Source organism: Halobellus sp. LT62 (assembly GCF_037031285.1).
Classification (GTDB): domain Archaea; phylum Halobacteriota; class Halobacteria; order Halobacteriales; family Haloferacaceae; genus Haloquadratum; species Haloquadratum salinisoli.
The window spans coordinates 947,216-961,333 of the sequence record NZ_JAYEZO010000002.1 but is presented as its reverse complement, the minus strand read 5'-3'; the positions used below and the strand labels follow the sequence as shown (position 1 = coordinate 961,333).

General features: G+C 67.0%; 18 protein-coding genes. 2 read left to right on the top strand and 16 right to left on the bottom strand.

Annotated elements, in window-relative coordinates; genetic code table 11:
* Positions 1 to 83 precede the first annotated feature (83 nt).
* Positions 84 to 821 (bottom strand): proteasome assembly chaperone family protein, encoded by a 738-nt coding sequence (locus U5919_RS14175; RefSeq protein ID WP_336025093.1) that lies wholly within the window; start codon positions 819 to 821, stop codon positions 84 to 86.
* Positions 822 to 940: 119 nt separating this feature from the next.
* Here U5919_RS14175 and U5919_RS14170 point away from each other — a divergent pair, with 119 nt between their 5' ends.
* Positions 941 to 1,954, top strand: a complete 1,014-nt coding sequence (locus tag U5919_RS14170) for a mechanosensitive ion channel family protein (protein WP_336025092.1) — start codon at positions 941 to 943, stop codon at positions 1,952 to 1,954.
* Between the two features lie 27 nt (positions 1,955 to 1,981).
* On the opposite strand, the gene U5919_RS14165 is transcribed toward U5919_RS14170, so the two are convergent.
* The 8 genes from U5919_RS14165 to U5919_RS14130 form a co-directional block, all read right to left on the bottom strand.
* Positions 1,982 to 2,389, bottom strand: a complete 408-nt coding sequence (locus tag U5919_RS14165; protein ID WP_336025090.1) for a universal stress protein — start codon at positions 2,387 to 2,389, stop codon at positions 1,982 to 1,984.
* 130 nt (positions 2,390 to 2,519) lie between these two features.
* Positions 2,520 to 3,929, bottom strand: a complete 1,410-nt coding sequence (locus U5919_RS14160; protein WP_336025088.1) for a bifunctional metallophosphatase/5'-nucleotidase — start codon at positions 3,927 to 3,929, stop codon at positions 2,520 to 2,522.
* A gap of 120 nt (positions 3,930 to 4,049) precedes the next feature.
* Positions 4,050 to 4,253 (bottom strand): dodecin, encoded by a 204-nt coding sequence (locus U5919_RS14155; protein ID WP_336025087.1) that lies wholly within the window; start codon positions 4,251 to 4,253, stop codon positions 4,050 to 4,052.
* A 63-nt stretch (positions 4,254 to 4,316) separates the two neighbouring features.
* Entirely contained in the window at positions 4,317 to 4,973 is a 657-nt protein-coding gene (locus U5919_RS14150; protein WP_336025086.1) for a DUF2238 domain-containing protein, read from the bottom strand.
* Entirely contained in the window at positions 4,970 to 5,692 is a 723-nt protein-coding gene (locus tag U5919_RS14145; protein ID WP_336025085.1) for a hypothetical protein, read from the bottom strand. Before U5919_RS14145 ends, U5919_RS14150 begins: the two co-directional genes overlap by 4 nt.
* A gap of 74 nt (positions 5,693 to 5,766) precedes the next feature.
* Positions 5,767 to 6,108, bottom strand: coding sequence for a DUF7116 family protein (locus tag U5919_RS14140; protein ID WP_336025084.1), 342 nt, complete (start codon positions 6,106 to 6,108; stop codon positions 5,767 to 5,769).
* Between the two features lie 112 nt (positions 6,109 to 6,220).
* Positions 6,221 to 6,472 carry a DUF5816 domain-containing protein gene (locus U5919_RS14135; RefSeq protein ID WP_336025083.1) on the bottom strand — a complete coding sequence of 84 codons (252 nt, stop codon included), beginning with the start codon at positions 6,470 to 6,472 and terminating at the stop codon, positions 6,221 to 6,223.
* A 102-nt stretch (positions 6,473 to 6,574) separates the two neighbouring features.
* Positions 6,575 to 6,943 (bottom strand): HesB/IscA family protein, encoded by a 369-nt coding sequence (locus tag U5919_RS14130; RefSeq protein WP_336025082.1) that lies wholly within the window; start codon positions 6,941 to 6,943, stop codon positions 6,575 to 6,577.
* Between the two features lie 195 nt (positions 6,944 to 7,138).
* Between U5919_RS14130 and U5919_RS14125 the strand changes: the two genes are divergently transcribed.
* Positions 7,139 to 7,558: a universal stress protein gene (locus tag U5919_RS14125; RefSeq protein ID WP_336025081.1), complete on the top strand. Its 420-nt coding sequence runs from the start codon at positions 7,139 to 7,141 to the stop codon at positions 7,556 to 7,558.
* Between the two features lie 5 nt (positions 7,559 to 7,563).
* Here U5919_RS14125 and U5919_RS14120 read toward each other — a convergent pair whose 3' ends face one another.
* The 7 genes from U5919_RS14120 to U5919_RS14090 all read right to left on the bottom strand — a co-directional run bounded on the left by U5919_RS14120 (position 7,564) and on the right by U5919_RS14090 (position 14,043).
* Positions 7,564 to 8,340, bottom strand: coding sequence for a class I SAM-dependent methyltransferase (locus U5919_RS14120; protein ID WP_336025080.1), 777 nt, complete (start codon positions 8,338 to 8,340; stop codon positions 7,564 to 7,566).
* 4 nt (positions 8,341 to 8,344) lie between these two features.
* A complete protein-coding gene (gene hisD / locus U5919_RS14115) occupies positions 8,345 to 9,652 on the bottom strand; it encodes a histidinol dehydrogenase (RefSeq protein ID WP_345786360.1) in 1,308 nt (435 codons plus the stop codon).
* Positions 9,653 to 9,737: 85 nt separating this feature from the next.
* Complete coding sequence (locus tag U5919_RS14110; protein WP_336025077.1) at positions 9,738 to 10,289, bottom strand: hypothetical protein; 552 nt, start codon at positions 10,287 to 10,289, stop codon at positions 9,738 to 9,740.
* 199 nt (positions 10,290 to 10,488) lie between these two features.
* Complete coding sequence (locus U5919_RS14105; protein WP_336025075.1) at positions 10,489 to 10,896, bottom strand: hypothetical protein; 408 nt, start codon at positions 10,894 to 10,896, stop codon at positions 10,489 to 10,491.
* 168 nt (positions 10,897 to 11,064) lie between these two features.
* The gene (locus tag U5919_RS14100) at positions 11,065 to 11,688 is read right to left on the bottom strand and encodes a cyclase family protein (protein WP_336025598.1); all 624 of its coding nucleotides are present in this window, start codon (positions 11,686 to 11,688) and stop codon (positions 11,065 to 11,067) included.
* A gap of 51 nt (positions 11,689 to 11,739) precedes the next feature.
* Positions 11,740 to 13,488, bottom strand: coding sequence for a glutamate--tRNA ligase (locus tag U5919_RS14095; protein WP_336025073.1), 1,749 nt, complete (start codon positions 13,486 to 13,488; stop codon positions 11,740 to 11,742).
* A 90-nt stretch (positions 13,489 to 13,578) separates the two neighbouring features.
* The gene (locus U5919_RS14090; RefSeq protein WP_336025072.1) at positions 13,579 to 14,043 is read right to left on the bottom strand and encodes a hypothetical protein; all 465 of its coding nucleotides are present in this window, start codon (positions 14,041 to 14,043) and stop codon (positions 13,579 to 13,581) included.
* Positions 14,044 to 14,118 lie beyond the last annotated feature (75 nt).

Below are 14,118 nucleotides of genomic sequence, written 5' to 3'. Positions count from 1 at the left end.
ATCTTCTTACCAAGACTTAAACTTAGGGTACCCGGAACATGGTGAGGTATCACACACCGACGCGTGTCGCGGTTCGGAGGAAGTTACATATACATTCGGTCCTCCGGCAGTTCGTCATCGTGTTCTTGCATCCGCTCGGCCAGTTCTGTGTAGTACTGTTCGACTTCCGCAGCGAACGCTTCGAGCGGACTGGCGTCGATCCCGATGTTGTAGACCGTTTCGACGGTCTCGACCAACCGAATCGCCGCTTCGATGTCTGGCACCTGCGCGTGGACCGGCGTCACGAACGTACAGACGCCCAACGGAGAGTCGAGTCCACATTCGACCAAAGCCGCGTTGATGCCGTCGAGGAAGCCTCGACCCATCGGTGGAACCGCCTCGTCGAGGAGCCGACGCTCGCGGTAGTCGTCGGTCGCGATGTAGTACGTCTTGTGTTCCTCGGGACCGTGCGGGATCGGGACGCCCGAGAGGATCGCGATGTCGAGGACGCCGTTCTTCTCCGTCCAGTCCAAGATGGCGTTGGCGAACGTCCGTCCCGCGCCAACGGGAATGAACAGCTCGCCGACGAGGACGGTCACATCGAGGTCGTCGCGCGAGAACAGCCGCGTGTGATGGCGCGGTCGTCCGTTCTCGAACGGCGTCACCGTCGGTAACCCCTCGACGGAGAGATGGCCCTGCTCCTGAAGGTCGAGGTGGTCGACGAGGTAGTCCGCAGCGGTGAGACCTGCAAGTCCGAACGCCGAGAACCCCGTGAGGAGCGTCTCGCTCGGTGCCGTCTCGTGCGTGATCGTGAAACCGGGGGTGTGCTGGGGCGCGCTCATTGGCTCGATATTCGGTGACCTGATACCTTATTGTTTCCACGGTGACGGTCGTGGTCACCGATCGGATTCGGTCGACGAGGGCGGTACCCTTTTTGCCCGACCCTCTCGTGGTCGGAGATATGCAGGCCGCGACGACACTCACGGCGACACTGGTTCTCGCTGCCGCCACCGACGGCGACGTACTCGCCGTCGTGCCGGAGTGGCTCCAGTTCCCCGGATGGCGGGTGGTGTTCGCGATCGTCGCGATCGCCCTCGGCGTGCTGCTCTCGCGGTACGTCGTTCGACTCACCGGCCGGTCCGTCGCGAAGCGGTTCCGCCGCCAGAGTGTCGCACAGACTGTCCTCAGACTCATTCGCCTCGCGGTCGTGTTCGTATTCTTGGGCGTCGCAGCCAGAATTCTCGGCCTCGAAGTCGGCGACTTGGTGCTCTCGGTGACGGTGTTTTCGGCCGTGCTGGGTATCGTGCTCGCGCCGATCGTCGGGAGCGTGATCAACGGGCTGTTCATCCTCGCGGACCAACCCTACGAGATCGGCGACCTGATCGAACTGGACGACGGGCGGAAAGCGTTCGTCGACGAGATCACGATCCGCTACACGAAACTGTTCACGTTGAACAACACCTCGCTCGTCATTCCGAACTCGGCGATCCGCGATCACTTCGTGACGAACTACTCCGCGGAGGACGAGCGCGTTCGCCTCTCCATAGAGGTCGTGATCACCTACGGGTCCGACACCGACCAAGCCAAGAAACTGATGCGGCGCGCGGCCGCGGCCGACGAGGAAGTGATCGAGGGCGGCCCCGACATCCGCGTCGGAAGCGCGCGCTACCCCGCTCGGCCGACGGTCCTCCGATCGTCGTTCGGCGACGACGGGGTCATCCTCACGCTCCGGTACTGGGTGAAGCGGCCGTACAAGATCCCGACGATCGAATCGCGGATCCGCGACCGGATCTGGGAGGCGTTCCACGCGGCTGACACCGACATCGAGTTCGCCTACCCGCACCGCCACCTGATCTTCGACGAGACGAGCGGGACCGTCGATGCGACCGTCGGCACGCGGGCACCGCCGACCCGTCCGATGGAATATCCCTCGAATGGGGAACCGGACCCTGCAAACGAAACCGACGGGGAATGAGAGCAGCGAAAAGCGTGGACCGGTCGGTCACCTGTCGGCGCGGACGGTGATCACTGTGCAGTCGAGTTTCTGACGCAGGTACGTTTCGATGTCGGGGTCGTCGAGGAATCGGCGCAGCATCGTGCGCCACCGGCTGGCCTGTTTCGAGCCGAGGACGACGACGTCGGCGTCGTCGGCCGCGATCTCTTCGAGGATGGTCTCCTCGACGAGAAATCCCCGTCGGACCACGTAGCGAGTCCGCTCCAGCGGGCCGAACACCGATTCGACCGCCCGTTTCAGTTCGGCGCGCGTGACGCCGTGGCTCTCCTGATAGAGGTCGACGTGGAGGACCGTCAGTTCTGCTTCGCGCTCCTCGGCGATTCGGGTCGCCTCCGAGAGCGTCGCTCGCGAGTGCTTCGATAAGGGGTATCTGACAGGAACCACGACGCGCGTCATTGTCCCGAATGACGAATTGACGACCCCTGAACGTTTCCACTTGGAACGGCGATCGGACCGCGGCCTCACACGCTCCTCTCAGAGACGCATCTCGGTCCGTTCTCCAAACGCACCGCAAGCACTCAAACACTCACTCGTTCGATCGCTCCCGAACCGGTTCGTCGGCGATCGGTCGCGATCCCGAGAGTCGCCGGACGCGCCCGTCCACCGCCGTATCCAGCCCGAATTGTCGCGCGTAGTCCGCGAGTACTTCGTACTGGATGCCGCCCTCGCCGGCGCGGTGTCGCTCGCGCAGCGTCGGGAACTCGTGGTCGGTGTGGAGCAGATACGCCGAGGTCGCGAGCGTGTAGCGGCGGTCGGGATCGACAGCCTCGCCGCCGACACGGGCTGCCAGTAGCTCGTTCGCCTCGTCGTCCCAGCGGATCTCCGCCCCCGAGAAGTGCCCGTGCCACCACCCGGCGTCGCCGAAGTCGACGACGTCCGCCGCCGACTCCCGGAACACCGCAAGCAGCTCAGCCCCCGTGAGCTCCGCGCGAACGACGCGCTCCTCGAAGGGGATGACGCTCACGAGGTCGGCGACGGTCACGTCGCCCGAGAGCGCCGGGCCGTCGCGGATCCCACCGCTGTTCTGCAACCCGATGTCGGCGTCAAGCGCCCACCGGTACGCGTCCGCGACGACGTTACCGATCCGGCACTCGCCGCCGAATACCGTCGGTTCGTCCCGGGTGAGCGGCTCCTCGACGTGTGCGACCACCTCGTCGAGCCCCGCGGCGTCGACGCGCCCGCGGAGCGTCTCGACCACGTCCTCGGCCACCGACGCGTCGCCGGTCTCGTGACGCCGGACCTCGATCGGTCCCGTCGCGCCGAGGTCGACCTCGAAGATCACGCGCCCGTTCGCACCCGGTCGGAGCAGCAGCGTCCCGTCGATCCGTTCGCAGCGTTCGACGTGGAGGTGACCGCCGAGGATCACGTCGACGTCGACCCCGCGTGCGAGGTCGTCGTCGCCGCTGCCGAGGTGTGAGAGCGCCACGACGCGGTCGACGCCGGCGGCACGGAGCTCCGAAACGGCCGTCGCGGCGGCTTCGTAGGGATCGCTGAATTCGAGCTCCCCTGACTTCGGGTTGAGCGAGGGCGTCGCGGGGTCGGTGACGCCGAAGAACCCGATTCGGACGCCGTCGACCGCCTCGATGGCGTGATCGACGACGTGATCCGCCGCGAACCGCTCGCCGGTGGGCTCGTAGACGTTCGCCGAGAGCCACGTCTGCGGCGCGTCGGCGACGATCGACCGCGTCGCCGCCGGCCCGAAATCGAAGTCGTGGTTGCCGAACGTTTCGAGGTCCGCGTCGATGGCGTGAAAGAGGTCCAACGCCTGCCGACCGCGTTCGATCAGCGCGAGCACGCCCGGCGCGGTGTTGTCGCCGGTTCCGCAGACGAGCGCGTCGGGGGCGTCCCGCGAGCGGATCGCCCCCGCGAGGCGACCGACCCGGACGGGGTCGTCGTAGACGTTTTCGACGTCAGAATAGTGGAGGAGACGCGGCATTCACGCGGAGTGGTCGCGCGGCAAAAATGAAGCCGTCGATGTCGGAGAGTGACGTCGACGGAGCCCCGCAACCGCCGTACGTCGCCTTCGAGGTCCCCACTCCCCAGTGGGCTGTCCCCGTTACTCGTCTCGAAGCTCGAAGGCGACCGTGACTTCCGCCTGATACTCTCTCGTTTCGACGGACGCGACTTCCACGCCGAGTTCCTCGACCTCGATCCAGTGGACGTTGTCGAGGGTCTCCTCGGCCCGATTGATCGCGTCGTCCACCGCGTCGTCGAAGCTCTCTCCGCTCCGGCCGATCAGGGTTACTTTCTTGAACACCATCGCCGTGCGACAGTACAGCACGGAGCAGGATAAGTCTCGGGGGCGAATAGCGGTCGGAGTGCACTACCCGTACGTTTCGGCCAACCGGGCGGTGAGCGCGTCGACGACCTCGCTCAGTTGGGCGCTTCCGTAGGCGGCGACCAGCATTGCCCCGAGGGTGTTGAAGACGAGATCGAGCATCGAATCGCCGAGCCCGTACTGCGTCAGCACGCCCTGCGTGCCGGTGTAGTCGGCCGCGAGCCCGATCATAAACTCGATGACCTCCCAGAAGACCCCGAACGCGAGTACGAAGAGGAGAATGAAGACGAACTGGAACCGCGGGGGGAACGAGACCGAGTCGGAGTGGATGTCGACGGCGTGCGTCGTCGCGTAGCCGACGCCCGCGACGAGACTGGCCGACAGCGCGTGCGTGAGGTGGTCCCACCACCAGACGCTCGCGTAGGGCTTGCCGATCCCCGGCCACGTGATCGTCCCGAGCGCGTGCAGGAACACCGCCGCGGAGATCCAAAGCGCCAGTCCCGCGTCTATCGGAATGCCGAGGTCGCGTTCGAGGATGCCCGGGAGGAACGTCACGAAGAGACCGATCGAGGCGTTGACGACGACGCCGCCGTTTCGGAGTGCGAGACCCGCGAGGAGCATCGTCGCCAAGAAGACCTGCATCCCGCGGGTGGCCTGTCGCTGCCGACGATCCGAGATGTGGAGCGCGTCACGAACTCTCATCGCTCCTCGACCTCCTCGACCGACCGGTACGTCCCGCGGTCCGCGCCGCGGTCATCTACGGACCCTATGTCGGGATCAGGGTACTCCGCGGGCGTCGCGTCCGGAATCCGCCGAACGAGCCGCGCGTGGCGGCGGAAGTAATACTCGAAGAGCACTCCCGCGAACACGCCAGCGACGGTCGCCGCCACGAAATCCCACATCAGCGCCTCCTCGATGACGTGTTCGGAGCGACCGTCGTACAGGAACCGCGTTCCGACGAGGACGTCCGAGAGCCACCGAACGACCGCCCAGATGCCCGAGGCGGCCATCGTCGTCACCACGACGAACACGACGGCGAAGCGGTGGTTCATCTTCACCGCGGTAAACACGTCGAGTTCGACGGCGATCAAGAGCGCTGCGGCCGCGACGGCCACGTACGTCACGATCCGCCCCGAGAAGGTCATTCCGCCGACCGTCTCGCCCGCGACGAGCGCCCGCAGGACGATCGGCAGCGCGGCGAGAGAGACGACCTCCCACGGCAACATCGCGGTCGGACGCCGCCGAGCGAGGGGCGGGACGAGACCGATGACGAGCACTGCCAGCGTGAACCCCGCCCACTCCAAGTCGCCGTCGAGAAACTGGCCGACGGCCGCGATCGCTAAGAAGAGCAGGATCGTCCCCGCCAAGAGGGCGTTGAGTCGGCGACTCTCCACGACGCTCGACAGCCCGGAGTTCGACATATCATCGATAGGCACGTCTCGCTACTAAACAGTTCGTGCATCAAAAAATCCGAACCGTGCGGTTCCCGGTCTGCTCAACTCGCGTCGGGGTGGTGGACGTCGTAGTCGCCGTCGTCGCCGACGCCGATAACCGCCCACTCGTAGCTCGGATCGACGCTCGTGAGTCGATTCTGTACGTCCCCTGTCTCTCCTTTCGGAGCGACGAAGCAGCGGAATCGATACGTTTCGGACGGCTCGCCGCCGTCTGCGAGTACGCGGCGGCCGCGCAGGTCTTCGCCGTCCGAAAGCGCCGTGACGCGAACCGTGCGCCACTTTCGCTCGGCGACGAAGTCAGGTCCGTCGCCCGAGACACTGTAGCCCAGACGGGTGAAAATCGCCCGAGCGTCCTCCGAGGGAGGCATGCTGACAGGGGGCATGTACTTTCGGCTTCTACGTCCGAGAGCATAAATCTTGTTACAGTCTAACACACGGGATTTACGCGTCGGAGGCGAAACTCCGCGCGAACTCGGAGACCGCGCTCTCGGGGCGCTACTCGTGGGCCGCGTCCCACTCGTCCGGTTTCCGGAGGTTTCCACAGGCGTTGCACTCGATACGGCCCATCGTGTCCATCGCGTTATCGGTCGATTCGCAGTGCCCGCAGAGGAAGCCCCATCGCTCGGTCCGCTCCGGCGTCGCGTAGACGACGAAGAACGGGCCCTCCGAGCCGCGCTCGGCGTCCGTCCGATCGACGTACACGGTCTCGCCTGCGCCGCGTTCGACGGGATCGAGTTCGACAGTCATACGCCCGCTTACCTGAGTAGCAGTATAGTGTTCACGCTCGGGAGGCGTCGGCGGAGAGGAACGTACCGGTCGCAGCGAATGCTGAAAACCGCAGCGGACGCCCTAGGTCCGGAAGGATTCGCCGCACCCGCACTCGCTGACGACGTTCGGGTTTTCGACGTGGAAGCCAGCGCCTTGGAGGCCGCCCTCATAGCGCAGCGTGGATCCGCCGACGTAGTTCTGGCTCGCGGGATCGACGAAGACGCGGAGGCCGTGCTGTTCGACGATCGCGTCGTCGGGTTCCGGCTCGTGATCGAACCGCATCCCGTAGGAAAGCCCCGCACAGCCGCCCTGTTGGACGAAGAGTCGGAGCCCGGCCTCGTCGGTATCGAGCCCCTCAGACTCGATGAGTTGAATGGCCTCCGACGCGGCGTCCTGTGTGACGGTCACGGCGGGGTCGCCACCACCACTTTCGGCCGTCTCGGTGCTCATATGCGAGTAGATAGCAGATCCAAGGTGTTAATCTTGACGCCCCGACGACGACGCACTCATCACAGCGCCCCCAACCGCCTCCCAACCCGCCCACTGATCACCTCTCGATAGCTGCCCTCGAACTACGGTCGATGACCACACGAACCGCTCACGGGGCCGCACGAACTATATGATCCCCGGGTGTGAACTCCGCCTATGTACGAGACGATCCTCGTCCCGACCGACGGTAGCGACCAAGCCGACACCGCGCTCGAACACGCGCTCTCGCTGGCTCGACAGCACGACGCGACGGTTCACCTGCTCTACGTCGCCGACAGCAACCGCGATAGCGTGACGACGCTCGGCGGCGAGGTCGTCGACGCACTCGAACAGGAGGGAAAACGGATCCTCGCCGACACGATGGACGACCTCGACGGCACCGTTGACGTCGTCGACGCCATCGAGACGGGCGGCCCCGTCGAAACGATCCTAGATTACGCCGATGTGGTGGAGGCGGACCTCATCGTGATGGGAACGCACGGCCGCCGCGGGCTGGATCGCTACCTGCTCGGCAGCACCACCGAACGCGTCGTCAGGCTCTCACCGATTCCGGTCCTGACGATTCGCGGCGAGTAGCCCACTCACTGCTCGGCCGGCGCGCTCGTCTCGACAGGCCGGACGCCGCGGCCGACGACCACGCCCGGCAGGTCGCTCTCACCGGCGACCAGCACGTGCTCGAACCCCGCCCGCCCGAGCGCGGGGGTGAGTCCGTCGGTCGTCGTCGTCGAAACCGTCGCCCGCTCGGTCACGACCGTCGTCGCGCCGGTCTGTCGATCCGTGACGCGGTAGTCGACCGCGACGGTCCCCGATCCGGCCACGTCGACGGCGCGTTCGAGCAGGTACCCCGACCCGCTGTAGGTCTCGACGCCGGATTCGATCACCGCCGAGGGGTCCGTCGGCGCGGCGACGACGGCGATGCCGCCCGGGCGCAGCGATCGGTACGCCGCCGCGCAGACCGCCGAGACGTCCACACGGGCCGTCGTCGTCTCGACGGCACAGACCGCGTCGAACGCGGGTCTGACGGGCGGATCCGCCGGATCTCCGTAGATGACCGATTCGCCGCGTGCGGCGGGAAACCGGAGGTGTTCCCGGCGGTCGTCGACGCCGACAGCGTCGTACCGAGATCCCAACGCGCACAACAACGCGCCGACGCCGCAGCCGAGTTCGAGCACTCGGTCGACGTCCGCGGGCAGCCGTGACGACACGAGGCGCGCGCGACGCTCGCCCCACGCGTCCGAGACGGTCCGCGCGACCATCGGCGCGAGCGTCGTGTCGGCACCGTGTTCTCCCGAGGGATCGTCGAGCACGGACGCGCAGGCGTCGGCGAACGTCGGCGGGCGAGTCGGTCGGCCCGTCATCGACTCACTCGTCGTCGCCTGCCGACGCTGACGAATCGAACCGCGCCCGGACGCTCTCGGCGTGGGCGTCCAGCCCCTCGGCCTCCGCGAGCGTCGTCACGGTCTCCGAGAGGGCGTCGAGGCCAGCGCGATCGAGCCGCTGGACGGTCGTCGAGCGGAGGAACGTGTCGACCGAGAGCCCGCCGTAGCGCTTCGCGCCGCCTGACGTTGGGAGCACGTGGTTCGTCCCGGAGGCGTAATCGCCCGCGGCGACGGGCGTGTACGGCCCCAAGAAGACGCTGCCCGCGTTCGAGACTCGGTCTAAGAGCGCCTCGTCGTCGTCGGCCTGAATCGAGAGGTGCTCGGCCGCGTACTCCTCGGCGAACAGGACCGCCTCCGACATCGACCGCGCGGTCAGAACGCCCGAGGTGTCGCTATCGAGCGCATCGCGGATGACCGCAGCGCGCTCACGCTCGTCGACCCGCGCCTCGACGGCGTCGACGATAGCTTCGGCGACGCCCTCGTCGTCGGTGACGGCGACGACGGAGGCGTTCGGGTCGTGCTCCGCCTGCGCGAGGAGGTCGGCCGCGACGAACTCGGGATCGGCGGTCTCGTCGGCGAGGACGAGCACTTCGCTCGGCCCGGCGAGGAAGTCGATGTCGGCGTCGCCGCGCACCTCGGCTTTCGCCGCGGTGACCCACTTGTTTCCGGGGCCGACGATCTTCTGGACGGCGTTGACTGACTCGGTGCCGTAGGCCAGCGCGCCGATCGCCTGCGCGCCGCCGACACTGTAGATCGCGTCCGCGCCGGCGACGTGGGCGGCCGCGAGCGTGACGGGGTTCAGCTCCTCGGCGGGCGGCGTCGCGATCGCGACGCGCTCGACGCCCGCGACCTTCGCGGGAACGACGCCCATCAGCACGCTGGAGGGGTAGGCGGCGGTGCCGCCGGGCGCGTAGACGCCGACGCGTTCGAGCGGTCGGAAGCGCCGGCCGAGTTCCCGGCGGCCGGCCTCCGACTCGAACGTGTCCCGCCAGTCGTCAGGCACCTGTCGCTCGTGGAACTCCCGAACGTTCGCCGCGGCCGCTTCGATCGCCCCGCGCACGTCGTCAGGAATCTCGTCGTAGGCGCGCTCGGCGGCGTCGGTCACGTCGAGGTTGCCGACCTCGACGCCGTCGAACTCCCGAGAGAACTCGCGGACTGCCACGTCGCCCTCGGTCCGCACGCGGTCGATGATGTCTCTGACGTCGCTTCTGACGTCGGCGACTCCCGCGTCGCGGTCGAAGAAGGCCGCTCGTTCGTCGGGCGAGAGCTCCGAGATGGCCCGAACTTGCAGCGTCATACCGCGCGGTTCGGCGCGGGCGGGTAAGGACGTTCCGGATCGGGAGGCCCGATACCGGGCCGAACCCGGTCTTACCCCCTCAGAGCACCTGTCGCCGCTCGGTGAACGTGACGGTCCGATCGGCGGTCTCGACGGTCGTCTGGATCGTGATCCAGCCGTCCTCGTTCCGCACCTCGAACGCCTCCGAATACGACAGGTCGACCCGACGGGTCGCCGTGTAGGACTCGCCCGCGTCGAGCGTGCCGACCGACTCGTTACCGCGCCAGACCTCCTTGTCCGGATCGACTTCCTGTCCGGCGAAGACCCGGCTGTAAACGGTGGTCTCCTCGGCGGTCGAATCCTGCTGGTTCGTCAGCGTCGTGGTGACGTCCCGGCAGGTGGTTCCGCACTCTTCGATGTTCTCTATCACGAAGCCGAACGGCGGCGTCGACGTCTCTGCGGCGTCCGTGCCCGAGCTATCGCTGTCACTGTCGTCCGTGCTACCTCCTTCAGCCGACTCCTGCGGCGTCGCCGTCGGGAACGGCTCGGCGTTCTCGCCGTCGGTTCCGGGGAGGACGTCGTCGCCGATGACGGCCGCTCCCGCGCCGACGGCGACGAGGAGTGCGATGACGACGATCGGTGCTGTTTTCATTGTTTGAGGGATGCGTGGGAGGGTGCTCGTCGTGTGAGATATAGTAGCATTTGCAAGTCGTTACCCACTCGATCGCACGACAGCGCGCGATCGGATGAGAGGTCAGTTGCAAATGCTACTATAGCCGTCTGCGTCGTTGATCCGACGTGCGGGCGGCCGCCCGAAAGGGCTACCGGTGTCAGCGGGGCGCGTTCTCACGTTAGCTATCGGCGGTTTCGTCGTCGCTCTCGTCGGTCGCGTCGCCGCTGGAGTCGTCGCTCTCGCCACCGCCGGCGGATTCGTCACCTTCGGCTGCCTCGTCGCCGTTACCGGCCACGTCGCTTATCGCCGGACCGAGTGAATCCAGCGATCCGTTTTTGAACTGCTCGATGAGGCCGTGGATGTCCGAGACGAAGTCGGGGACGGCGCTCGGCAGGTCCTCGGGCGGTCCGGCCTGTCCGGCGGCGCTCGACCCATCGGCGTTCGATCCCGCGCGCTCGGACGCGTCGGCCGCGCTCGTCGCGCTGCCGTTGTCTGCCGTGGCTGTGCTTCCCGGTGTCGCGGCCGCCGCGCCCGTCGCAACGACGAGGGCTGTGAGCGCGACGGCGAGTAGCTTCGTTCGGTTCATTGTCGATCTGCACTCGAGAGGTGAGGCCGACCCGTTGTAAACCGACGACTCGCTAAACCGGGTTTCGGGCCGGTTTTCGCGGCGTTCAACCCCAATGATTTCGGATTGAATCGGATTTGAACGAGTGCAAGGGAACCGAAGAACGTCAGCCCGTGCCAGCCGGAGGAATCAAACTCGCGCGACGACGCGCGCGGGTGCGGCGTCGGCGTCGACCCGGAGGGGACAGACGAGCAACTCGAAGACATCCCCCGGTAGCGCGTCGAGGGTACAGACGTTCTCGACGATCGGCAGTCCCGCCCCGCAGAGCGCGCGGTGTGCGGGGAGATCGGTCTCGTGGTCGGAGGGGTCCGGACTGAGCGCGTCGGTCGCGACCGCGACGTTCCTCTCGGCGCACAGCCGCGCGGTCTCGATGGCGAGAAACGGGTGTTCGAGCATTCGGTCCGTTCCCCACTTGTCCGCCCACCCGGTGTCGAACACGAGCGCGTCCAGTTCGTCGAGCGCACTCCGCTCCGGGAGCGCGTCCGGACCGATCGCCGCTCCGGTCCCCGTGCCGCGGCAGTCGACCACGCACGCGACGAACCGCAGGTCTTCGAGGTCGAACGCGTCGAGCGTCGCGCCCGCGGGATCGACGTGCGCGGGCGCGTCGACGTGCGTGCCGGTGTGCGTCCCGAGTCGGATCTCGGACACGCGGTAGCCGTCGCGCTCGTGGGTCGCGTGCGGTTCGACGCTGACCGCCGGATCGCCCGGATACGTGGGCATCCCCGACTCGACGCGCCTCGTGAGGTCCACCAGCCGAGTCCGGTCCGTCGCATCCCTCGGATCAGTCACGGTTAGTCACGGACGCTAGGGGTGCGTCCAGTAGACGACCGACCCGTCAGAACTGTGCTCGTCGACCCTCGCGAACCCGATCCGCTCGAACTGGATGACGTCGTCGACGTCGGTCTCGCCGAAGTCGGGCTCGGCGACGCCCGTGACGTCGCCGTCGGGGGTGCGCATCTCCACGTCGATGCCGCCTTCGGTGGGAACCCAGTGGACGACGTCGACGTCGCCGTCGCGGACCACGTCGATGCCGTCGTCGGTCGCGACGAGCGAGTCGCCGTCGCGCCGGACGCAGGCGTATCCCTTCAGCCAGACGCGCTCACCGTCTTCGGGCACGTCGGGGTTCTCCAAGACGACGCCGCCTCGGACGGGGATCGTCCGTCGCCCGCGTTCCTCGTCGTCGGGATGCCGCGGGGGATGACCCGCGTCCGGGCCGCCCTCCACCTCGAACTCGCGCGTATCGAATTCGTACTGCGCACCCTCGGTCCCGCCGTTTCTGACGAGGAAATACCGATCAGACTCGTCGTCGACGAGTTCTCTATTCGCCGCGTAGATCGAACTCATCGAGAGGTCGACGTTCGAGGTCGACGTCCCGAGCGCGATCAGCGCGTCGACGACGGCCGCACCGCGGATGCCGCGCCGTCGGAGGCTCGAAAGCGTCGGGGCGCGCGGATCGTCCCAGCCGTCGAGATCGCCGGCTTCGATCTGCTCTTTGATCGTCGACGTCGACAGCTTCACGTCGTAGGCGTCGACTTGGACGTGACCCCAGTGGACGACTTCGGGGTACTCCCAATCGAAGTAGTCGTAGACGAACTGCTGGCGCTTCGCCGAGTCCTGCAGGTCGATGCCGCGGATGATGTGCGTGACGCCGGTCAGGTGGTCGTCGACGCCGGACTGGAAGTCGAGCATCGGCCAGCACCGATACGCCGAGGCCTCCTCGCGGGGGTGCGGCGTGTCGATCATCCGGAAGGCGACCCAGTCGCGCAGGGCGGGGTTCTTGTGCTCGATGTCGGTCCGAACGCGGAGCACCATTTCGCCCGACTCGTACTCGCCGTCGACCATCGCCTCGAACTCCTCGTGGACGGTCTCAGCGTCCTTCCCGCGGTGTGGGCACGCCTCGGCGTTGTTCTTGAGATCGGAGAAGTCCTCGCCCGAGCAGGAGCAGGTGTACGCGCCGCCGGCGTCGATCAGCTCGCGGGCGTGCTCGTAGTACGTCTCGACTCTGTCGGAGGCGACGACGACGTCGTCGGGCTCGAAGCCGAGGTAGTCGATATCGTCGAGAATGGCGTCGTAGGCGTCGAGATCCGGGCGCTTCGTTTCGGGGTCGGTGTCGTCGAAGCGGACGATGAAGGAGCCGTCGTAGCGCTCCTTGTACGTGCCGATGACCGCGGGCATCCGGGCGTGGCCGATGTGCCACGGGCCGTTGGGATTCGGCGCGGCGCGCATCCGCACCTCGTCGTACTCGTCGACGTTCGGGAGGTCGGGGAGGTCGTGTTCGTCGCCCTCGTCTTCGGCTTCGATCTCGGCCAACTCCTCGGGCGCGAGATCTTCGAGACGCTGGCGTTTCTCCGGGGTAGACAGGTCGTTGACGCGGGCGACGACGCCCCCGACGACGCCGGGGATCTCGTCACCGTGCGGGCGGAAGTCGGGGTTCTCGCCCATCAGCGGCCCCATCACCGCTCCGACGTCGGCGTCGCTCTCGTACTTCACCGCGTTGAGCAGCGCGTGCTTCTCGGCCTCGCGCTCGACCCGTTCGCGTAGATCGTCGTCCATTAGACGTGCGTGCGTCCTCCCCGGTAAAAAGGGGGCCGGATTGGGGCGTTGACGGCGCTCCCGAAGACTGGGAACCGACGCGCTCGGACCTTACATCCCGCCCGCGGACGCGTCGGTCTCGCCGCTCCGAGTCATAATCACGCCGCTGACGAGCATCAACAGCGCGAGGAACACCATCCCCGCGTCCCAGCCCATCCCGGCACTGATCGCGCTGCCGCTCATTGCGTCCCCACCCATCATTCCGCCGTCCATCGACCCCGAACCCATTCCGCTCGTCGATCCGAAACCCATCCCACCCATCATTCCGGTTCCGAGGAGCGCCTGATTCAGCAGCATCACGATCGAATACCCGATCATCAGCGGGCCGCTGGCGCTCCCGAGCCTGTCGGCGTACTCGGTGAGCAGCACGACGCCGTGGACGAGGACGACGACGCCGACGAGGAGCATCAGCCACCCGCCGACGCCCATCCGAGTCGCCATCGACGCACTCCACAGCGAGTAGAGCCCCGAGGCGAACGCGATCGACGCGCCGTACAGCCGCGTGTTCGAGACCATACGGTGATTTCGTCGTCGACAACCAATAATCGTCCGGCGGGCGGAACGCCCGCTCGCCCGACCGCCTGACCGCCC